Annotated in this window: 14 protein-coding genes; 8 read left to right on the top strand and 6 right to left on the bottom strand. The window is 45.6% G+C overall.

What is annotated here, in order from left to right; all coding sequences use genetic code 11:
- The first annotated feature begins 324 nt into the window (after positions 1 to 324).
- The 8 genes from BM090_RS04685 (at position 325) to BM090_RS04650 (ending at position 8,548) form a co-directional block, all read left to right on the top strand.
- Positions 325 to 1,785, top strand: coding sequence for a trypsin-like peptidase domain-containing protein (locus BM090_RS04685; protein ID WP_091508319.1), 1,461 nt, complete (start codon positions 325 to 327; stop codon positions 1,783 to 1,785).
- A 225-nt stretch (positions 1,786 to 2,010) separates the two neighbouring features.
- Complete coding sequence (gene gltX / locus BM090_RS04680) at positions 2,011 to 3,564, top strand: glutamate--tRNA ligase (RefSeq protein ID WP_091508316.1); 1,554 nt, start codon at positions 2,011 to 2,013, stop codon at positions 3,562 to 3,564.
- Positions 3,565 to 3,738: 174 nt separating this feature from the next.
- Entirely contained in the window at positions 3,739 to 4,377 is a 639-nt protein-coding gene (locus BM090_RS04675; RefSeq protein WP_091508312.1) for a peptidoglycan-binding domain-containing protein, read from the top strand.
- A gap of 88 nt (positions 4,378 to 4,465) precedes the next feature.
- Entirely contained in the window at positions 4,466 to 4,846 is a 381-nt protein-coding gene (locus BM090_RS04670; RefSeq protein WP_091508309.1) for a hypothetical protein, read from the top strand.
- Between the two features lie 39 nt (positions 4,847 to 4,885).
- On the top strand, positions 4,886 to 5,578 hold the full coding sequence (locus BM090_RS04665) for a hypothetical protein (RefSeq protein WP_091508306.1): 693 nt from the start codon (positions 4,886 to 4,888) through the stop codon (positions 5,576 to 5,578).
- Between the two features lie 48 nt (positions 5,579 to 5,626).
- Entirely contained in the window at positions 5,627 to 6,472 is an 846-nt protein-coding gene (locus BM090_RS04660) for a hypothetical protein (protein ID WP_091508303.1), read from the top strand.
- Positions 6,456 to 6,947, top strand: a complete 492-nt coding sequence (locus BM090_RS04655; protein WP_091508299.1) for a Rab family GTPase — start codon at positions 6,456 to 6,458, stop codon at positions 6,945 to 6,947. The genes BM090_RS04660 and BM090_RS04655 overlap by 17 nt, the downstream gene beginning before the upstream one ends.
- Before the next feature lie 35 nt (positions 6,948 to 6,982).
- Entirely contained in the window at positions 6,983 to 8,548 is a 1,566-nt protein-coding gene (locus tag BM090_RS04650) for a response regulator (RefSeq protein ID WP_091508295.1), read from the top strand.
- On the opposite strand, the gene BM090_RS04645 is transcribed toward BM090_RS04650, so the two are convergent.
- The 6 genes from BM090_RS04645 to ruvA all read right to left on the bottom strand — a co-directional run bounded on the left by BM090_RS04645 (position 8,516) and on the right by ruvA (position 23,463).
- A complete protein-coding gene (locus tag BM090_RS04645; protein WP_091508292.1) occupies positions 8,516 to 9,625 on the bottom strand; it encodes a hypothetical protein in 1,110 nt (369 codons plus the stop codon). The genes BM090_RS04650 and BM090_RS04645 overlap by 33 nt on opposite strands.
- 83 nt (positions 9,626 to 9,708) lie before the next feature.
- Entirely contained in the window at positions 9,709 to 11,136 is a 1,428-nt protein-coding gene (locus BM090_RS04640; RefSeq protein ID WP_091508289.1) for a WGR domain-containing protein, read from the bottom strand.
- 185 nt (positions 11,137 to 11,321) lie between these two features.
- The gene (locus BM090_RS04635) at positions 11,322 to 12,344 is read right to left on the bottom strand and encodes a threonine aldolase family protein (RefSeq protein ID WP_091508286.1); all 1,023 of its coding nucleotides are present in this window, start codon (positions 12,342 to 12,344) and stop codon (positions 11,322 to 11,324) included.
- A gap of 571 nt (positions 12,345 to 12,915) precedes the next feature.
- On the bottom strand, positions 12,916 to 15,438 hold the full coding sequence (priA, locus tag BM090_RS04630; RefSeq protein WP_091508282.1) for a replication restart helicase PriA: 2,523 nt from the start codon (positions 15,436 to 15,438) through the stop codon (positions 12,916 to 12,918).
- Between the two features lie 86 nt (positions 15,439 to 15,524).
- A complete protein-coding gene (gene sov, locus BM090_RS04625; protein WP_245756679.1) occupies positions 15,525 to 22,760 on the bottom strand; it encodes a T9SS outer membrane translocon Sov/SprA in 7,236 nt (2,411 codons plus the stop codon).
- A 100-nt stretch (positions 22,761 to 22,860) separates the two neighbouring features.
- Positions 22,861 to 23,463 (bottom strand): Holliday junction branch migration protein RuvA, encoded by a 603-nt coding sequence (ruvA, locus tag BM090_RS04620; protein WP_091508279.1) that lies wholly within the window; start codon positions 23,461 to 23,463, stop codon positions 22,861 to 22,863.
- Positions 23,464 to 23,549: the final 86 nt, after the last annotated feature.

Genomic DNA, 23,549 nt, shown 5'->3' with positions numbered 1-23,549 from the left:
TGCTTGAGTTATGGATAACAGTTGTTTTTAACAAGAAATTTAAAGGTAATGGCTCTCGCTTAATATTACAAATCAGTGCATTGCGCCAATATTATTTGTTGTTTAATAATGCGCTTAATCGTGTTGGTTTTTATATTTTTCTTCTTCGCGCTTTGGCTGAATTATATCAGAAAAAGCGGCCAAAAAGGAATGGTTTAGGTTGGGTGGCATAAAGTTTGAGGGTAAATTTTTTATACATTAGCCAATATTTTGCATTTTTTGATGTTAGCTTATTAGTTTGCAACATCTTTTGTTTTACTCAAAAAAAATGGCTTATCCTCAAATATGAATCAGACATTGAAAACAACTTTGGTGGGCTTTGCCGCAGGTTTGGCAGGAGCTTACGCTTTTTCTTTGTTCGGCAATACGTCTATGTGGGTGTTGCCGCAGGCCAACAATTACGCTGTTACGGCCTCTTACTCAGATTTTAACAACAACAATACAAGCGGCAACCCCGCCACAGGCACGCCAGCCAATGGCAGTGTTCCTGCTGCCATGAATGCCGATTTTGTGAAGGCTTCGGCGGTGAGTACGCCCTGCGTGGTGTACATCAAAACCGAGTCGGAACAGACAGGCAACATGTGGGATTTTTACTTTGGGTTTGGGTCGCAAAAAACACGCGGTTCGGGGTCGGGCGTTATTTTTACGGCAGACGGCTACATTGTTACCAACAACCACGTGATAGACAACGCCCAAGACATCGAAGTAGTACACCAAAAACGCAGCTACAAAGCCAAAGTGGTTGGTACTGATCCCTCTACGGACATTGCCGTACTCAAAATCGAAGGAAAAAATTTGCCTTCTATTCGCTTGAGCGACTCCAAAAAAGTAAATGTGGGCGAATGGGTGTTGGCTGTTGGCAATCCTTTTAACCTCAACTCGACGGTTACGGCGGGTATCGTAAGTGCCAAAGGCCGAAACCTGAACATTGTAAACAGTCAGTTCCCGATAGAATCGTTTATTCAAACCGACGCGGCCATTAACCCTGGCAACAGCGGCGGGGCGTTGGTCAATCTCAAAGGCGAGTTGGTAGGCATCAATACGGCCATTTATTCCCAAACGGGTTCGTATGCGGGTTATGGTTTTGCCGTGCCAAGCGACATTGTGGGCAAAGTGGTGGACGACCTCATCAAACACGGCATTGTGCAGAAAGCATTTTTTGGGGCAAACGTAACGGACATGAATACGCAATTGGCTGACCAACTGAAAGTTACTGACCTTTCGGGTGTGGCCGTGTCCTATATCCAACGCGATGGCGCAGCCGACCGCGCAGGCCTCCAAAAAGGTGATATTATTCTCAAAATCAATGAGGCGACCATCAACAGCCGCGCTAATTTTGATGAAGAAATCAGCTATTACAACCCTGGCGACCGCGTAAAAATCACGTATCGCCGCGACAACAAAACCTCAACAACCGACCTTGTGTTCACCAACAACGAAGGCACGACAGGCCGCATCAAACGCGAATTGTATGAGGCTACGTCCCTGAACGCAACCTTAGAACCCGTCTCGAAAGTGGAGCGCGAACGCTATGGCATTGAAGGCGGTGTGCGAGTGCATAAAGTCGGCAATGGGCTTTTGCGTCGCTTGGGTATCGGCGAAGATTTTATCATTACGGGCATCAATCGACAGCCTATCCACACCCCCGAACAAGTAGAAGCCGCCCTGAAAAACGCTTCGGGTAAAGTGCTCATCGAGGGCGTGAGCAAAGAAGGCGTAAAAGGTTATTACTCGTTTTATTTCTAAAAAATAATAAATCCTAAGAGATAAACCCAGTTGCGTGTAATGGCGGCTGGGTTTTCTTTTTGGGAATAAACCTACATCGCTTGCCAACACGGTTTTATTTTACCCATAAAAAACTATCCAAAACCACCGCGTTTTTACTACTTTTGCGCCCATAAGCAAAAACATATCCCAAAGCCCGACCCTTTGTCTTTTGTCGGGCAACAAGAGAATCAATTTTTTGTATCAATGGAAAGACCCGTAAGAGTACGTTTTGCACCCAGCCCGACTGGTTCGCTGCACATTGGCGGTGTTCGCACAGCCCTTTACAATTATCTGTTAGCTCGCAAGACGGGCGGTAAATTTATTATCCGTATCGAAGACACCGACCAGACGCGTTTTGTGGAAGGTGCAGAAGACTATATCATGGAAGCCTTGCGTTGGTGTGGTATCACTGCCGACGAGGGCGTAGTAGAAGGCGGCCCACACGCGCCGTATCGCCAATCCGAACGCAAAGCAATGTATATGCAATACGCCATGCAGCTTATCGAAAGCGGCAACGCGTATTATGCTTTTGATACCCCCGACGAGTTGGAAGCCATGCGCGAACGCCTCAAAGCCGCGCAAGTGCCTGATCCTAAATACAATGCGATTACTCGTCTTTCGATGAAAAACTCGCTTACGCTTCCCGAAGACGAAGTGAAAGCACGCATCGCGGCGGGCGAACCTTATGTTATCCGTCTGAAAGTGCCACGCAAAGAAGAAGTACGTCTCAACGACATGATTCGCGGTTGGGTAATGGTACATTCGGCTACGCTCGACGACAAAGTTTTGATGAAATCCGACGGAATGCCAACTTACCATTTAGCCAACGTGGTAGATGACCACCTCATGGAAATAACACACGTAATTCGTGGGGAAGAATGGTTGCCGTCTGCCCCAACGCATGTGCTTTTGTATAAGGCTTTTGGTTGGGAAGAAACAATGCCACGTTTTGCGCATTTGCCGCTTTTGCTCAAGCCAGACGGCAACGGCAAGTTGAGCAAACGCGACGGCGAAGCACATGGTTTTCCAGTGTTCCCGTTGGCTTGGAAACAAACCGACGAGGCAACAGGCGAAATAAAAACTGTGGCTGGCTTCCGCGAAGAAGGTTATTTGCCTGAAGCAGTGGTAAATTTCTTGGCTTTGTTGGGCTGGAACCCAGGCACGCAACAAGAGTTATTTACTTTTGATGAATTGGTAGAAGCCTTCACGGTGGAGCGTATCGGCAAATCGGGTACAAAATTCGATATTAACAAAGCCAAGTGGTTCAATCAACAGTATTTACGCCAAAAACCAGATGCGGAATTGGCCAAACATTTGTTGGAAGACGTACAGAAAAACGGGCTTTCGTGCAGTGCCGAAACTGCCGAAAAAATCGTGGGTTTGGTGAAAGAACGTGCCGTTTTCTACAAAGACCTTTGGACGGAAGCAGAATTTATATTTGTGCGCCCAACGGCTTACGACGAAAGCGTAGCCGCTTCCAAATGGAATACCGACGCGGTAAAAGTGCTTACCGATTATCAGGCGGCTGTGGCTGCCGCCGCGCCACTTACACACGACAGCGCAAAAGCATTGCTCAACGAGATTTTGGAGAAACATGGCCTTAAAATCGGGAAAGTAATGCAAGCGGTTCGTTTGGCCGTAACGGGTAGAGGTGCAGGCCCAGATTTGATGCACATCATGGAAATTTTGGGCAACCAAGAAACCGCTGAGCGTATCGGCCACGCGCTACAAACACTCAATAAATTTGTAGTTGCATAATATTTTCAAGACCATTTTTATACACAAAAAGGAGTTGCTTCGTAGGAGGTAACTCCTTTTTTATTACAATTATGACTGATAAAATAAATTTCACCGAGTTTTTGCGATACTTCATCGAATATTTAGTGTTTTTTGGATAAAATCGCGAATTTTACTTGAATTAATATTAATTAAATGAAAAGAATAGCCATAACCTTGTGTATTGTATTTTTGGGAATAATCGCATTTACGCATTATAAAAATTATAAACGTTTTAATCCGCCTACCCTCTACACTTACACATTGCGTACTGATATAGATGCCCAGTACCACGACCCAGCGGTTTTGTTGGCGTATTACGAAAATGCCCGCCGCCTGCCCATGATGGCACGAGAACAATGGTATAACCAAGACATAGACGTACTTACACCCGACCACGAAAACCAAGAAAGTGTAGATGCCAGCGAGATATTTCGTAAATTACAGGCAACCACCGACGCACAAGGTGCACGCTTGGCGTATTCGGCGCAACTCAAAAAATTGGGTTTTAGCAATGCCGAAATTCGCGAAATAGAACTAAAAGGTTTGTCGGCGTTTCAGGCATTTGTTTTGAAAAAAGCCCTCAAATTGCCGCTGCAACGTGGAGACCAAAACGGCAGCGTTTGGGAACTGCAACATTTGTTGGTTGGCTTGGGTTATACGATGCCCGTAGATGGCAATTTTGTACAAGAAACGGAATCGGCGGTGAAGGCTTTTCAACAAAAAAACAAATTGTATCCGTCTGGCGTGGCCGACGAAGCAACCATGATTCTTTTGCTACAAACAACAAAATAGAAAAATAATAATCTTACTGCTAAATACTTAACAACGCATCTCAATCTGTAATTATTGCTTTTATCAAAATCAGGTTTTATTAATTCAAATGGAAAATTCATTCAACGACGCTTTGAGCAATAATGCAGCCTCAAGCGCACCAGCCAACGGAGCAACCAACGCCCAAAACGCAAAATTAGATGCCATCAGAGATATTTTGTTTGGGCAAAATATTAAACAATATGATGAGACTTTTAAGCAATTAGAAAATTTGATTACGGAAGGCCACGACCAAATCCGTCAGCAAATCGACCAAGCGGCCACGCAATTGCTCCAAAATTTGCAGCAAGCCGAAAGCGGCCTTCGTGGGCGCATTGATGCAGTGGAACAAACCACGCTGCAAGAGCTTGACCGCCAAGACCAAACGCACGTAAACAAACAGCAGTTGGTCGCCATGCTCAATGCTTTTGGTACAGAATTTGGCAAATAGTTCCTCTCTTTATTTCTCAATACACAAAAAACAACTTCTATGTACCCTGAAAATCAAGGCCTAAACAATCCGCAACAAGGCACGACACCCACAGAGGAAGTGTCTAAAGAGGAGCTAATCCGCCAACTCATCGTAGGCCCCGAACGCCGCGAAATGGAAGCGCAACTCAACGGAATGAAAGATTTGTTTGCCAGCATTATTGCCCAAAACAAACAAGATTATGCCAATCAGCTCAACGAAATGAAGGGCATTTTCACGAATATTTTACAAGAAAACAGACAGATGTTCCAGTTACAAATTCAGGAACTGACCAAAACGCTGCCTTCGCTTGTAAAAGAAAACGTAGCCGCCACGCAAGACGAAAAATTTATTTACCTCACGCAGCAATCTACCGCCGACGTGCAACGCCGCCACGAGGAAGTAAACAAAATGACGCGTGTGGACGCACTCAAAGAAATTATTGGTGGGCAAGACGTGCGCACGATCGAAGAGAAAATAACACAGCTTAGAGATTTGCAGCAACAGTACCAACAGCAGCAAATTCAGATGGTGCAAAACTGGTTTCAGCGCATCGCTACCGAGCTTCAGGCCATGCAACAGCGTTCGGATTTGTATATCGAGCAGTCGTGCGTGCGCATCGGTACGGCTTTGCAACAACACGACAAAGCCCACGTACAACGCCGCCTTTTTGCGCGTATGGTGCAAGAAGTTGCCGACCGAATCGCGGAATAATTTTTGTAAAATAAATGATAAATACCTATAAACCTGTGAATTAGCGAAATGGCCAACGACAATGTATTACAACAGCTCCGCGACATTATCCTCGAAGATGACCGCCGCCAACAAGAGCAATTGCGCCAAGAATTACGCGAAATTCATCAGAGTTTGCGCCAGCAAGAGGTTTTGATAGAAGCCAAAGTAGAGCCTGTGGTGGACAAAAAAGTGGAAAGTCTCAAACACGACCTTAGCTCGCTCAACTCGTCGGTCATCATGCAGGCCATTGAGCAGAAAATACGCGATTCGCGCGAGGAAGTGGTAGAGATTTTGTATCCGATTATTGGGAAAATGGTCAAGAAATACGTTGCGACCGAAATCCAGCAGCTTTCTGACCGCATAGACCAACAACTCGATAGCGTGCTTGCACCCGACAACCTTTGGAATTTGCTTGTCAGTAAAATAACAGGCAAAAAGGCCAATGCTTCGTCTAATGTGATTGTGGCGGCTGTGCCGCCCGTCGTGCAGGAAGTGTATGCCGTTCATAAAACTTCGGGTATGTTGTTGGCATCGTATTCGCGCACTGGCGCACCCGACCGCGATATGGTGGCCGCCATGCTGACGGCTCTCAAATCCTTTGCGGAAGATGCTTACGAAGGCACGCAGCACGATTTGGAAAGTGTCACTTACGGAACGTTTCAAATTGTCATTCACAGTTCGCACAAATTTTATTTGGCGGCTGCCGTTTCGGGAGTGCTCAATACCGCCGCCCGAACCAATTTGCAGGAACGCCTTGCCAGCATTGCGTTTCAGTACCTAACCGAAGAAACCGACAACCTCACGCAAGAAAAATCACAAGAAGTAAACACAGCTCTGGCCACTATCTTTACGGAATATGACTTCAATAAGTAAGAAAATAATATTGCTCGGCAACTTTGGTGTTGGGAAAACTTCGTTGGTACAACAGTTTGTGCATCAGCGTTTTTCTGAGAAATACCTTACCACGTTGGGCGTGAAAATTGATAAAAAAGTAGTAAGCACGACTTCGGCGGAAGTGTCTATGATTATCTGGGATATTGCGGGGGAAATTTCCATGCAACAGAAAAATCATAACTACTATTTGGGTGCGCATGGCGTGATTTATGTCGTGGATTTGTCGAGGCCATCTACCTACGAGCAAATTTTGATAGACTTGGCCATTATTCGCGAACAATTGCCTATGAGTAAAATTGTGGTGGTGGGCAATAAAGCCGATTTGCTTTCCGACACACAACTACAACAACTAAACACATTTGAAAACTTGCATTGCGATTTTCTCACCAGTGCCCGCACTGGCCAAAACGTAGAAGCAATGTTTGAAAAAATGGCTTTTATGCTAATTGGTTAAAAATCTTTCAACATCTACATTATCTGTGCTGTGTTATGAATATCTATGATTACAAAGCCGCTTACCTGAATAACGTTTGCCAGATTATCCGCTTCAATGCCGAAGGGCAAATTTTGGAAAGCTGTAATACGCTATTTTCTTGCCAACAGTTGCTGGACGCCAATATTTACGATGCTTTTCCGCTGCTCGACAGTATGCGCGACACGATGGCGGCAATGGCGGCAGGCGAAAGCCCAATGGTTTTTCGCTGCGTGGAAATGGAAATCGACCAACGGGAATGGCTGTTAGATATTTCGGTTTCGGTGCAACCCGACACGATAAATGAGCGTGTGTATTTGCTTTTGATGACCGATAACACAGAACACTATATGCAGTTGCGCGTGTTGCAACAGCAACGCAATCAGTCGGTTATATCGCAAGAGTATGCCGAACTGCAAAATCGCGCCATGCGTGCTGAAAAAGAACTTTTGCACCTGAAAAATACAGAACTCGAACGTACGTACAAATACAAAACGGATTTTTACGCCCATATCAGCCACGAGATTCGCACGCCGATTCATGGCATTACGGGCATTACGCAATTGCTAAAAAATCGCATTACGGACGATGCGGAAGCGGCCTTGTATTTAGACACGATTCTGGCTTCTTCGCGCCATTTGGTGGGCATCGTAAACGAACTGCTCGATTACGCCAAAATTGAAGCGGGAAAAATGGTTTTTGAGGAAATTAATTTTGACTTACAACAAACCTGCAAGGCGGCACTTTTGCTTTTTTCTTATCAGAATAAAGAAGGCAAAACCGCTTTTAATTTGGAGTTTGACTCAGATTTGCCCAAATATTTGATTGGAGATGAACGCCGTTTGTCGCAGGTGCTGTATAACCTGATTGGCAATGCCGTGAAATTTACACCCGAAGGGCGTATTTCGCTGACTGTCAAGAAAATGCGCGAAACTGACGACGATTGTACGATTTGTTTTAAAATCTGCGATACGGGCATCGGGATGAATGCTGAGCAACTGAGCCGTATTTTTGTGCCATACACGCAACTGGGCAAAGACACGTTCCAACGCTACGGCGGTACGGGACTTGGGCTTTCGATTGTACAACAAATGATTGAGCTTCAGAACGGTACGATTACCGTAACCAGCGAGCCGCAAAAAGGCACTTGCTTTAATGTGGAACTGACTTTCCTCAAACCACAGAAAAGCTATAAGGAAATCAATACGGAGCAGTTAGCCGAAGCCAAAGTGTTGTTGGTCGATGATGATTTAGTTAATCGCACCATTGCGCACACGCTTTTGTCGCAAAAAGGCCTTAACGTGAAGCTGGCCGAAGATGGCGTACAAGCCGTAGAAATGGCCAGCGAAGAGCCTTTTAACCTGATTCTGATGGATTTGCATATGCCGCAAATGGACGGAATCGAGGCCGTGAAGATAATCCGACAAGACGGCGCGAGCCGAGACGCGCGCATCATTGCCCTGACTGCCACCGACGACCCCGACGAGCTTGTCGCGTGCATGAACGCAGGTATGAACGACCATTTGCCCAAGCCATTTGAGCAAGAATCGTTATACCGTAAGGTTATCGGCGCGTTGGTCTGAAACGCCCAACGTAGCCGTGCCGCAACTGGCGCAATATGGCAAATGCACAAAGTTTTTATTGCCGCAAGTATGGCAGTTTTTGAAAAGTTCTAAGCCACAATAGCGGCAGAAATTCGTTACTAATTTGTAGTTGGTATCGGCGTTTTTGAGCGGTGCGTCCCATGTTTTGATAATAAAATCTTTGCCACAAGACGGACAATAATGGTTGTCCAAGGCCTTTTCCGCAACGGCTTGTTGTACGTTTTTGGCGCGTACTTGGGTAGAAGTTTTGAGCTCTTCTTGCTTGGTTTCGATGTATTTACGAATGTTTTTGATGGCATAATAACCCAAAAACACCGACATCAAAATTCCGACCGTGCTGCGCACGTAGCCGCCGTAACTCGGCAAATATGGCACGAGTCCGAAGAAAAATGCGTAAAGCGAGAAAAGCGTAAATCCGAAAAATAGCGGCCAAAATTTGTGATTTCGGAAGCGCACAACAAAGAAAATCCCCAGACCCAGCACAGGCGCGACAAACAGCAACCGAATCAAGAAAACTTTAAGCTCATAATACTTGTATTCGACTACATACACGTCTTGAGCACGTTCTTTTTCCTCGTCGAGTAAGGTTTGTTGTTTGTTACGAAGCTGTTCTATTTTCTGTGTTTTTGATTCTAAATCAGCGAGTTGTGCACGCCAATCCTGTTCTACTTTATAATATTCGTCCAGTTTTTTGGCGCGGTCTGTTACCTCGCGGTCTTTGTCGGGAGAGCCTAATGTTTTGCGGGTTTTGAGCCAATTTTCAAAGGATTCTTTTTCATTGGCGTAGTTTTGGCGAGCTATCGCAATGGTTTTTTCGATGGATTCGCGTTGGCTATTCAAATTGTCTATCTCAATGTTTTGGGCCGAAATTTGTTTGTCTATTTTTCCCAATAATTGTTTGTTTTCAAACTGTGTGGGCATGGGTGCCAAGACTGCCGAGTCCAAATCGTCAATGATATTTCCTGATAATAAAACCAGAAAAATACACAAACTAATTGAGATGCTGTAATAGATAAATTTAGAAATTCGCTCTAGTTTTTTTGCATTTAATTCCATGATAAAGAGAAAGTTAATGGTTTTTGAGAAAAAAGAAGGAGTGCAAAACGAATTTCACACTCCCAATTATTTTTACTAAAAAATTAAGCAGAATAAATATTGCCTAACACGCGATAGAAACCGCCTTGTGCCGATTCTTGGATATTATCAACCAAGTAAATTTTGCCTTCTTGGCGCAAGTTTTTGGGAAATTGAACGTACCAATCCGAACGGAAACCAGCCGTAAGCACTTTTACGCGCAACTTGCCACCTTCTTTCACGCACTCCAACAACACGCCTTGCGTACCTGCGGCGGCTTGCTCTAGCACGTCGGTCTGAACGAGAGCGGCTTTAGAATTAGGTGCTTTAATTTCCTTAAATTCAGTAACTTGCCCTGCTTTTGCCTGCTCGATGGCCGCTTCGCTCACGTCTATACAAGCCAGCGAACCGTCGGTTGTTACGATGTATAGTTTTTCTTCAAAATACTGCATCGAATAGGCCGAACCGCAGCCCGTGGCCAGTTTCCAAAGTCTTTCGCCGCTGCGATTGAAACAATACACAGACGAATAGTTATCTCCAGCAAAAACATATTGTTCGTCGGGCGATGTGGCGCACGAAAATACAGTATTATCGGCTTTGAAAACCTGCAAAGGTTCACCCTCGCGGCTAAAACTGTGTACGGTAGATGCGGTGGTGGCCGCATAAACATTCTCATTGCCTAAGTAGCCAAACAAAACTGGATTGGTGCGGTGATTCCAAATGGCGTGGTGGTCTTCCCAGCCATAAAACGCCGAAACACCTTTACTATCACCATAAAACACACGACCAACTTCATCGCAACGCACCATCCACGCGCTTTCGCCTTCCATTTTGCTGGCCCATTGTTGTTCGTCTTCGTAGTTGATGATGCTCAGGTTTCCGCCCCTGTCCGACACGGCCAACAAGCCGTTTTTAATGTCAATCCAAAAAATATCTACTTGTTCGTTTATCTCGTAGGCCAAACGCGGCGTTTTGCCCGAAAGGTCGTACACGTTGCCATCGTCGCAACCCAAGTAAATCCAATTGCCGTCGGCAACCAAACATTTCACGCCGTCGGGGAATTGGTGTTGTACTTGCAACTCGGCTTGGTGGTTGAGTTTGTACACCGCGCCCGACTCGTCGCCGACCCAACACGCATTTTTATCTACAAAAATGCCGAAAGCTGCGGATTTGGTCTTGAAACGCCATAAAATCGGTACGCGATTTTTGACCGTAGAAGCACTACTGGTAATGGTACGGCGTGTAATTTCGCGTTTTTTGCGCACGCCGCGCACGGCTTCTTCGTAGCCTTTACGTTTTTTCTCGTTTACTTTTTTTTGTGCAAATTTTTCGGCTTCGGCGACTGTGCCAAAAGTCTGGCTGCTGGCCGTGCCGTCTGTGCCGATGCGTCCGTAACGAATGGTTACTTTCGTTTCGTCTATGATTACTTCATAAAACTTGTGTGATGTGCCGTTGGCTTCTTCTTCGGAAAGCTCTAAATAAAAGGTTTTCATGGCGCGTTAGGTACAAAATTTAAGTTGAAAGAATACCAATAAGTTTAAGGGTATTGGTTGCCCAAAAAGTAGAAAAACAATGTTTTGTAGCCGACAAGGTACTATTTATTTTGGAAAGAAAAATATTTTGGAGTAGGGGCGGTCATATAAAAGTTTGAAGGTAAAATATTTTGTTTTTATCATGCTTACAGTTTCAAGTCGGCGATAAACTCCGCGACTTTGGCCTCACTCGTCGCCCACGATGTAATGAGCCGAACTGCCGAGCGGTGTTCGTCGATTTCTTTCCATTCAAAGAATAAATATTTTTGGCTCAACTTCGTGATGAGCGTTTTGGGTAGAATTGGGAATATTTGGTTGGTGGTAGAATGCGTCAGGAAAGAATACCCTTGCGCCGTAACAGCTTGGGCTATCTTAGCCGCCATTTGGTTGGCGTGCGCTGCCAGCTCGAAATACAAATCTGATTCGAACAAAGTCAAAAATTGAATACCCAATACGCGGCCTTTGGCCAGCAATGCCCCTTTTTGTTTGAGTACATAGTCGAAATCGGGGGCTAAGTCGGGCGAATTGAATACGATGGCTTCGCCTAACAATGCGCCGTTTTTCGTGCCGCCGATATAAAAAACGTCTGTGAGTTTGGCAAGGTCGGGTAGCGTCAAATCATTGCCGACAGCCGTGAGCGCGTGCCCCAATCGTGCACCATCCATGAAAAGTAACAGGTTTTGCGCCCGACAATAGGCCGAAAGTTCCGAGAGTTCTTGTTTGGTGTAAATAGTGCCCACTTCGGTAGGGTTGGAAATGTACACCATGCGCGGCTTTACGACGTGCGGACGGAGCAAATACGCCTTTTGCACTTGCTCAATGTCTGTGGGTTGCAGTTTTCCGTTGGGTGATGAGGCCGTAATGACGCGGTGGCCGACGGCTTCTATCGCGCCTGTTTCGTGGGCGAAAATATGCCCTGTATTGGCACTAATCACGGCCTCGTGTAGGCGTAACAGCGAGGAAATAACCAACAAATTGGCCTGCGTACCGCCCGATACAAAGTAAATAGCCGCCTCAGGATTTTGGATTTTTTGCTTTAATAAAGCTTTGGCTTGCGCGGAGTAGTCGTCTTCGCCGTAGCCTATGTGTTGTTCGAGGTTGGTGGCGAGCAGTTTGGCCAAAATGGCAGGGTGTGCCCCTTCCGAATAGTCATTTTTGAAATTATACATCGCGGTTGCTTGAATTGGGGTTTCTATAAAAACGTATCTGCTGAAGTAAAGAATATTTGAGGGCAAAAATAACCGTTATTACCCTGAATAAATATGCAAACTCGTGTGTATTTACGTTTTTACAGGAGGTATATTCCTTAATCAGAATGCAATATTTTTAAATCGGGTTGGCATATTCCTCAATCAGAATGCAATATTCTTAAATCGGGGTGGCATATTCCTTTTTAATTAAGATTTCACACCTACGGTGTTAGGCATTTATGATGTTGGACTTTGCTATCAATATGGCAATCCTAACGGATTTTGTTTTGCAGGATCAAGCGTTGTTTTAATCAATTTGATAACACGAACTATTACTAAAAAATGACCTGTGAGACACAGGCCATGGGGAAGGTGTTAGGCATTTATGATGTTGGACTTTGCTATCAATATGGCAATCCTAACGGATTTTGTTTTGCAGGTTTAAGCGTTGTTTTAATCAATTGGATAACACGAACTATTACTAAAAATGGCCTGTGAGACACAGGCCATGGGGAAACACCAAAATTATCTAATTACAATTTCCCTATTCTTACAGCGGGTCAATGTCTATGACCACATCGGCTTCGCGGTAACGCTTATCGTTTTTGAGGGCAAAAATCAGTTCGGACAAATACTTTTTCACTGCCGAATGATTAATTCCTTCGCGTTCGAGCTTGAGCATAATCACCCACAAATACTGGTTGCGTAGGCGTTCGATGAGTGGCGGCTCAGCCCCCAACACCCGCGTTTTACCGAGTTGGGCGGTGAGTTGCTCGGCCATAAATTGCGCGGCGGCGGCGGCATAATCGTTGTCTTGGTGGCGCACCGTGCATTTAATCAGGCGCGTAAATGGCGGATATCCAAACTGTTGGCGTTCGGCAATTTCGTTGGCGTACATGGCCAAATAATCGGCGCGTACGATTTGCTGCAAAGTGTTTTGGTCGGGGTTGTTGGTCTGGATAATTACTTCGCCTTGCTTTTCGCGCCGTCCCGCACGGCCACTTACTTGCACGCCCATCTGAAAAGTACGTTCGTGCGCCCTGAAATCAGGAAAATTTAACATTCGGTCTATGTCGAAAATGCCGACCAAACTCACCCGCTCAAAATCAAGTCCTTTGCTTACCATTTGCGTACCGACCAACACGTCGGCGCGGTATTGCTCGAAATCCTCAATGATTTGTTGCAAGCTGTTTTTCTGGCGCGTAGTGTCTTGGTCGATGCGTTGCACGCGTAAATTGGGCATGAGCAACAACAATTGTTCTTCTAATTTTTCCGTTCCGAACCCGACCGTTTGCAATTTGGGCGAGCCGCAGGCAGGGCATTCGCGTGGCGGGGTTTCGCTGTGGCCGCAATAATGACAGCGTAGCAATCTTTCGGACAAATGATACGTCAGGCTTACGTCGCAATACGGACATTTGGGCGATTGGGCGCAATCCGCGCAAGAAAGTGCAGGCGCGTAGCCGCGTCGGTTTTGGAACAAAATGGCTTGTTGCTCATTTTCTTTCATGTGTGCCAGTGCCGAAAGTAGCGTTCCCGAAAAGTTTTCGCGCAGCGTTTTGAGGCGTTTTTCTTCGCGCATATTGGCAAAACGAATTTTGGGCAATTGGGCATCGCCATAACGTTCCAGCAATTCCACCAGCCCCCAACGGCCAGTTTGTGCCTGAAAATAGGCTTCTACGGAGGGCGTAGCCGAACCGAGTAGCGTCTTGGCTTGTTGTTTTTGGGCTAAAATCATGGCCACATCGCGGGCGTGATAGCGCGGCGCGGGGTCTTGTTGTTTGTACGAACTTTCGTGTTCTTCGTCCACGATAATTAAACCCAAATCCTGAAAAGGCAGAAACACCGACGAACGCACGCCAATCACCAAACGGCAGCGTCCTGAAAGGATTTCGCGCCACACCTCCACTCTTTCGTTGTCGGAAAAACGCGAATGATAAATGCCCATTGCCTCGCCGAAAACCTTGCGCAAACGCAACACCATTTGGGCGGTCAGGGCGATTTCGGGCAACATGAACAAGACTTGTTGGCCGTTTTGAAGGATTTTTTGAATCAGGTTAATGTAAATTTCGGTTTTGCCGCTGCCCGTAATGCCGCGCAACAACACAATCTTTTTTTCTTCGAAATGCGAAATGATTTGTTGCTCGGTTTGTAGCTGCAAAGGCGTGAGCGTAATAGGTTCAAATTCCTCATTTTCAGAGAAATCAAAGCGCGGAATTTGCTTTTCGAACTCCTCAAAAACACCATTTTTGCAAAGCGTTTGGAGGGAAGATTGAGAAATATTTTTTTCTGTAAAAATCTTTTTGGCGATGCCCTGCTCGTTGGTTTCGGGCTTGTAATGCGCGGGCACGAGTTGCAGGAATTGCAACAGTACGTTGAGCTGTTTGGGTGTTTTTTCTAATTGCTCAAAAAGGCTTTGCAACGCTTCTTTATCGGCCAGAAATTGCGGATTGAGGCGCAAAAAACGCTGTATTTTGGGTTTGTATTTGTCTTTGAGTTGCTCAAAAAGAATAATTGCTTTTTTGGCAATTAGGGTTTTGAGAATGTGATAAATGTGCTTGACGGCCAATATTTTGGCGGCTTCTTCGTAGTTGAGCGACTCGTTTTGCTGCAAAGCCCTTAGCAGATTAAGTTCTTTGTCGGAAAGCGTTTCGATGTGTTCTTCTATGTCAAAATCGGGGTTGAGTTGCAGGCGCGACTCGCTACTGATTTTCAGTCCCGCAGGCAAAGCCGCTTGCATCACCTCGCCAATTGTACAGGCGTAATAACTGGCCATCCATTCCCACAACGCGATTTGAGAAGGCAGCACGCTGGGCGCATCGTCGAGGCACTCAAACAAATATTTGGCTTGGTAGGCCGTCGGGGGCGTTTGGTGTACTCGCGCCACTACGGCAGTATAGATTTTTCTTTGGCCGAAAGGCACAATCACGCGGCAGCCCTCGCGCACGCTATCGCCCAACTCGTGCGGCACGCGATAGGTAAAGAGCCGCGCCAAGGGCACGGGCATAATGACATCTACAAAAAAAGTTTGGCGCGAAACTGGCGCAATCTCATTCGAAAAAACAATAGAAGACATGGCCGCAAGTTAGATGTTTTAGAAAACAAAAAAACCTATAAGACGATAAACGCCTTATAGGTTTTGAAGATGATTTATGGAATGCCCTACGACAAACTAAACCTTAACTGAATACCAAAACGCGTGTTGGTTCGCTTGTAAGACGTAGAAATACGCGGCGTGTTTACTTGGCGTTCAAAGTAGGCCTGTACGTTGAGACGTTGATTTACCACATAATTGATGGTTGGTTTGATTTGGTAATCAATAAAGCCTTGCGTAATAGTATTGATTTGGTCTATTTTACGCTGAATACCAATCGTTTCCCTTACGGTTACATCGCAACGCATCGTTATTTCGTTTTTCAAAACAATGCTGCGGCCTTGCGATTTGAACGGCAATTTGAAACCAGCTTTTTGATAACCTACGCCAAAAGTAATATCGCGGCTGCTGATGTCCGTAATCTGGGCGTTAGACACATTGAGCGTAAGTGTACGTTCGCGGTTATAATCTATTTTAAAGGTTGTTTTGCCTTTTGTGCGCAAATTAATACCGATAAATGGCGCAAATTTCTCAGAAATAGCCACTGCACCTATGTTGTAAAGCGGTATGATATTGCCGCTTGAGTTGGTTTTATCCAGCCTTACATTCGTGTTTTCCAGTTGGCTCAACGTTCCCAAATACTCCGTGCCGTATTGCAAAGAACTGGTGTAGTTAGCTACCGTGTAATTAGACGTATAACTATGTGTTAGGTTAATGGCAGAAAATTTGTCGGCCAGCCAATCTATACGCGTAAGCCCCGCATAATCCACGCGCCAGTTAGGCAACGGAATCGGAATTAAGCCCCACAATTTATTATCAGGGAAAGCCGAAAGACTTACACTATTGGCATCTTTGCCACCATACGCCGCAATAAACGCAGGAATAAGCACGTGTTGCGAGTTGGTATCGTAAGCCGATGTACCTGCTGTGCCGTTGAGTTGGTCGAGGCGTTCTTTGATAATCATGCGGTTTTGCTCAAAATCCTTGAACACTTGCGAACGATTTTCCACGTCATTTTTACTCTTGGCAAAAGCTGTGCGAATGGCAATAAATGAAATGCTATAAGTACCTGTTCTGCTTGGACTCAACGACGCGTATTGAGGTGCACCCGAAAGCGATGTATCGCGGAAAACCTCTTGATACGATGCCGACGAAGTGCGGCGCATTTCGAGTTGCAAGCGGAAATCGCGCAACGGCTCTAACGTGGCACGCGCCGAAAAGTTTTCGGTACGGGCTTGGGCAAAACTTTGGTTTAAAGCCTTACTTGTACCTAACCAACCCTTTTCGGCTGCCGTAAAACGAACCGTTGGGTCTTGGTCGCCCCAGAACACAAAACCCGCTGTTGGTGCTTCAAAATCTTTCATCCCCAAATACGTAACATTCGGGCGATACCCTGGCAACACCGTATTTTCTGCAATCGAATAGGAGAAGTTAATGTTTTTAACACTCATAATCGTGCGGGCTATGCCTTTGAGCAACCTAAATTCACGCGGCTTTTTGATGGTATCTTCGGCTGCTTTTTTCTGTTTCAATTTCAGCTTTTCTTGTGGTGTAAGTTTGGACTCGTCCACTTTTGGGGCTTTTTTCTTGGGCTGTTCGTTGTTGATTTTTGACAAAAACTTCACTTTGTTATAAAGTTTGAGCAAATCAATACGGCCATTTATACTGCGGTCGCGGTTGTTTTGGATGGTGTTACCCAACGTATCGGCGATGCCAACGGCGGAAGCCGTCCAAGTATAACCCGCCGTGTAAGTAAGGTCTGCACCAAGCCAATCGGTAAGCGGCAACTTGTCCAGTGGCACGCGATAATTGGCGCGAAGCTGGTGGTTAAAGTTTTTCATACGACCCAACTTCTCCAAATTTTGACGTACAGAATCGCGGCGCGTTTTGGTAGAACCAGCCCGCAATGGTGTATTGTCGATATTGCCCGTAGGTTCGTCTATTACCGATTTTACGTCGGCAGTATAATTGAAAGTCAGGCTTTTGGTAAATGCCCAGCCCAATGCGTAAGTGCGGTTAAGCGTGTAGGCTTTCTCGAATTGGGCGGTAGCCACCGAGTCAAAAACGTTGGTAGCACTGCGCAACGCCGTGCGCGTAAAGGCGCGGTCGAGGTCGGCGCGGAACGCCAAACTATTTGGCAAAAACGAGAAGTTAAAATCTTTTATCAGTTTCAAATACGGCGATTTGAGACGCTTCCATTTTTTGAATGGCTCCCAAGTTCCTGCATTGTTATTGAAGTTATAACCTACCGCATATTTGCGCGTCCATTGCGTATAATCGGCAATGGTTGAGCTGCTACGCTTGGTTTCGGAATAGGCATACGAAAACGATAAGTTTTCTAAATCATAAATATGTTGTTTGCCTGAGCCACCTACTTTAGTTTTCTGGACGTTGGTAAAGTTAATGCTCTTTCGCTGGCTTCGGTCTTGCACGAGCCGTCGGTATTCTGCCCCTCGTTCTCCATACGCGTCCACCGAATTTTCCAACAAAATATCTGGGTTTAGTGGGTCAAATTTTGGTGTGCTGTTCTGGAAGTCGTAGCTCACATACATTGGCAAACGAATCCCTAAACTTTTTGGGAAAAATTTATCCAACGTAACATTGGCCGACGTACTAAACGAAGCGTCGTTGCTACGCGAACGTTCCGAAATCTTTTGTTCGATAGAACCAAACCCAATGGTACTGTATTTGCCAGAAGCCGTAATAGTGGCAAAATCTGCGAGTTTTACGCTCATGCGGCCAGTGGTAGCCCAGCCTTGATTTTTGTCAAATTCACTTACGCGCAACTCGTTCACCCAAATACAAACTGACTTTGGCAACTGGTCGTCGTTGGGGTCGCCGCCCGAACGCCCTCCAGGGTTACGAATACCAATCATGACGGCAGTGGCTGTACTCAAATCGGGGTTACCGCGCACCGTGATAATCTGATTGCCTACAATGATAGGGTCTGAAGTGGCCAAATTGTTGCCTTTAGACGAATTGCGCAGCAGTTTTGCTCTATACAAATCCGAGAAATGAATATCTAATTTGTTCACATCAGGGAATACTTTGCTACAAACATCGGGGTCGGTGGCACGCACGCCTACGGCTGTAAGCGTCAGTGGAATTTCGATTTCGTAATAGTTGTCGGTGAAATCTGTACCCAAACGCACGAACGCCGACACTTGTCTGTCTTTGGTTTTGATGTCGGAAGTTTGAGCCGAAATGTCCATTTGCAAACGCTTGTAGTTCAAAAAGTCCATTTTGATGTTTTTGTAAACAGCTTTTGATTCTCCATCATTGACGCGCTCGGCACAAAGCGAAAGCGATTGTTCGTTGAGTTGACGATTGACGTTTGAAGTTACGTCGCGGTCGCGGAAGAAACATTTCGGATAAGGCACTTTGGTTGCGTTCGCGTCCGAGCCGTTTTCTTCGATGTTCACGGCAGAAACCGTAAAGGCCGATTCATCTTCATTTACAGAACCCGAACCGTCTGTGTTGAGCGTGCCGACATATTTGCGCCATTGGCTGGCCACCAACTGAAACTGTACAAAACGCAATACTACAGGTTTGCTAAAGCCCGTCATATACATACGCATATAGCGAATTGATTTAAAATCAGAAATATTACCTGTTTTAGGCAATACGTTCGGGTGCGTGAGGTCTTTCACTGGGATACGGAACAAATACCATTTGCTGTCTTTACCTGCTGGCTGCAACATATCCACGATGTAGTTATTCCCTACCGTAAAATCGTTTTGATTAACATTGATTTTGTAGGAATAATAAGCGTTTTCGCTGTTTACGGTGCGGTCGTCGTTAATGTCTTCGTTGTCGGGCAAGTTGGTAGAAGCAGGCGTATAAAATGAACCTGAATTTTCGGGAGAGTTGCCGTGCAAGCTGTTGAAACGCTTGTAACGTTGTAAAATTTTGGCATCGGCTTGGTCGTAATCGTCGCCTAAATGGTAGTGGAAATCATCGTTTGAAGGGTCGGCGGCGATTTGTGCATAAACCTCAGGCGTTACTTTACTTTGCGCACCCGTTAGGAACGATTGGAATGTTTCGGCCTCTTCCGTGTTACTCATACCATCCAAGCCTACGTCTTGGGCTTGGCGTGCTCCTGCTGCATTATCAAAAGCTCCCGTAAGCCATTGTTGCTCTGGTACTTTTGCCCAAGTAGTAGTTTGAGTGGCAGCGCGTTGGCCTTCGGTTGGCAAGCCGTTCTCGAACGATTGGCGGCCATCGGGCAAGGCATCTTCCGAAATAGTACCCAAGTCAAAAACTAACGAACCCTGACGGCCTACGGCTGTCGTATTGCCTTCGATGTTGCCATTTTCACCTTCCAAAAATGGATCCATCATCCAAAATTCGATGTACTCGATATTGGCATTGTCAAAGTCTGTATCCGAACTCACGCGGCGCGTAATACCTCCCCAACTTTGTTCGGGGTTGGGCAATGTGCCATCTGTATTAAGATTCGGATTGTAGTTGTATTGGCCTCTTTCCGAAGGATAAAAAGCCATGTCGAAAGTTACTTCGTTGAGGTTTACAGCACTGGCCGACCTGTTGGGAAACACCTCGAAAGGCCCAACGGCACGGCTATAGTTATTTTCTAAGTCTTTAGCTGTAATGTTTTTAGGCTTGAGTGTGCCTGTTTGTCTATAAAAAACATTATCAATGTTATACCACGCCAAACGCGCACGGTGATAGTTTACATCTAAGCCATTACTTGTATTACTTCCCTGAATACTAACGGGCACAGACGAATATTTCCAGTGCAAAACAGGCTGGCGTGTCAGGTCGTAAGTGGTACGCGTTCCTTCAAAGTCGTCTATGTACGAAAGGCCGCTACCCGTTTTATCTACGAAGCGCGACGTACCTGGAATGATGCGGGCATATTCTGCTGCAAGTGTAATGTTTGAGGTTTCTTTGGTTTGAATAAAAGGCAGTTTGTCCACCATTTTAGTCAAAAATCTTGAGTCTGTTTTGTAATTGACATCAAAACCAAGCATTGTATTTTTGGTAGGTTCGTCGCCCACACTCACGCGGCGAATAAGCGGCCTTTCGTTCAAATACAAAAGCGTACCGCCCACGTTAAAGTTTTTATTTACGGTATAATCCCAGCGCGAACCAAAGAACGAACGTTGTTGGAAACCAAACAAGTCGGCTTTTTCGTAACGAATTTCAATGGTTTGGCCTGAACTTAAAATCCCTTGGTCAATGATACGCACGCGCCCCAAATCATAATCTACGGTATAATGTTGGTTTTCGACCAGAGGCGTAATGCCCGCCATCACCACCACAGAGCCTTGCGCAATGTTGATACCAGGCAGCGTGATTTCGCTCGACGAGCTGGACTGCGTTTTGCCTATCAAATAAAACTTGGATTTGCTGGCAATTTGCTGCGCGTCGGATTGTGTGCGGTTGTAGAGTTCGGAATAAACATAGCGATTAATTAAGGCCTCTTCTCCTGTTACAAATTTGCTTTGCAAATAACTGCCGAAAGGCTCAATGACAGGGAAAATAACGCGGCCATTTTGAGCATCAATCGTTACGCCATCAATAAAATCGTAGTTACCGTCAGGTTGTAACTCATTGACAGGATTGATTTTATCTACTCCAAACACTTTCACCAACGGTATATCTTTAAGATTCACGCCACGCGGCAAACTTGGATTGTCCACGCCCGACGAGTCGTCGCGATACACGACGCGCAACTGAAAATTGTCTTTAGAAACTTGCGATGCGCCCAGCGAGTAAATGTTTTTCATCAACAATTTCCATGTAGGCAAATCGGTTTGCAGACGTGCAGGACGCAATAGTTTCAAGTAAATGTGCTTGCTGTCGTCGAGTGTAGAATAATCTTCGGTCATTTCACCGACTTTGTACACCACGCCATTGTAAGTATATTCAAACGAAACAGCCAACACTTCATCCGATTGCAAAGGCGTGTTCAAGCTAATGTAGCCGAGTTGGGCATGAAATTTAAAGTCTTTTTCGGTGAGCCTTCTTGCACCTCTAATTACATCAAAATCAGAACCTTGCGTAAGTGTATATGGCGCAGAAATTAACGCCGTGCTTGGATTGTCGCGTAGGTTAGCATCTGCCAAAATAGTGCTATACAGCGAGTTTGCGCCATTTTGGGCAGGCCTTAAGCTGTCTTGCCCTGCGGCTTGCCACGTGCTACGGTGCGGCGAACCTTCCCCCATATCCAAGAAACCTACAATGTTACGAAGCGTTTGGGTATTGCTGGCGCGGTTGGTAATGTAAGCTTCCACGCGCGTAACCGTAACGCCAGAAGTAATGACAGGCAAGGATTTGAGCGAAGCATCGTAGCGATTGCGGAAAAATTGCGACAAGAAAAAGTGGCGGTTGTTTTCATATTGGTCGGCACGAATAGAAATATCGCGGGTTTGTGCACCGCCTTTGATCGTGATTTTGTCAGTTTTGCCGCGCTGTGTGGAAGCCACCGACGTAATTTTGAGGCGGCCAAATTGCAATTGCGTTTTTACCCCAAACAAATTTTGTGCCCCCGTAATCAAACTGCTACTAATCGGCAAACTCACATTACCCAATTCTATTTTTTGGATAATTTCGTTGTCGTAGCCCGTGTATTCGAGGCGAATATTATTCTCAAATTCAAAGCTGGCTTTTGTGTCTTGGTTAATCGTGATTTTGAGCTTTTCCCCGATTTTGCCGACGATGTTCATACTTATTTGTTGGTCGAACAAAAACGAGCCGTTGCGCTGTTGGCGAATCGGAAACGATGGATTTTGTACGCGTTGCCATTGCCCCCCAAAATCAAGCATTACCGAGCCGTTTGGCCTGATGTCCACGTAGTTACCGCCAAAAATACGGTCAAACATGGGGTTGATATAAATTTTTGGGATAAGGCCTTTGCTCCCAACGGCATCGTTGGCATCCAAACCCGCAGATTTGGCTTGCATATAATCGCGGTTGCCTTCGCGGAGGCGGTAGCGGTCGTACTCGCGGCGCGTCATCGACGAGACGGGGCGATAATCCGAGTTGCCGACTTTTTCATAAATAACATATTTGCCTGTGGCCGAGTCCAGTTCTACTTTGGTCTGGACATTAGGGTCGGACAATTGGAACGGCGAATGGCTTTGCGGGTTGGCAAAGGGGTCGCCGAAACGGTCGGAAGGCTTATAAGTAGGACGCGTACTGGGCGCATATTTTTGAGTTGTGTCTTTGCGAGTAGAATCCTCTTCTTCAGGAAATATCTGAAAAGAGGGCGTTTCTGCCCACGAACCCAAAGAAAGGCCAATAAATGTTAAGAATAACAGCAAATAACGAAATGATTTCAACCGAAAATGCGATTTAAGTTTGTACTCAAAACCAACAAAATAATAAAGTGTGCTTTTCGTGATTTTTCAAAAATAAAATCCTTGAAAATCAGCGTATTGATTATTGCTTTAATGCCTTTTTGATAAGGTCTTCTACCGACAAGTCCGCACCATCGCGTTTGATGATAGTATCCAATGTTTTTTCGGCCGCAGGCTTGGCAATGCCCAAAGCAACTAGTGCAGATAACGCCTCCGAGCGGCTCGTATTGTGCGCACTAACGCTAACCAAATCAGGCATATCAGGAAATTGGCTAATGGCTTCTTTGCGTACTTTGTCGCGCAACTCCAATATCATGCGTTGGGCGGTTTTCGCGCCAATGCCTTTGATGGACTGCACCACGCGCAAATTTTCGGTGGCAATGGCCTGTTGCAACTCGACGGCAGGCATAGAAGAAAGTGCCAACAAAGCCGTACCCGGCCCAATACCCGAAACGGAAATCAAGTGTAGAAAAAGTTTTTTCTCGTCCGTATCAAAAAAGCCGTACAATGTGTGTGCATCTTCTTTGATGTGTAAATAGGTGTGCAACCGACAACGCTCCGACGAATCTTTGAGGGCAGCGTAAGTATTAAGCGAAATTTTGAGTTGGTAGCCTACGCCGTGCACGTCTATAATGACAAAAGCAGGGTCTTTATGTACAAGTTTTCCGTCTATATAAGCAATCATGGTTGTGGAGATGTGGGCTACAAAAGTAGTTTTTAAAGCCTGAAAATCAAGACTATATTCGTAACTTTTGGTAGCAATGTGTTTTT

Origin of the sequence: Flexibacter flexilis DSM 6793 (genome assembly GCF_900112255.1) — a bacterium.
GTDB classification, from domain to species: Bacteria; Bacteroidota; Bacteroidia; order Cytophagales; family Flexibacteraceae; genus Flexibacter; species Flexibacter flexilis.
This window is presented reverse-complemented; position numbering and strand designations above follow the sequence as displayed.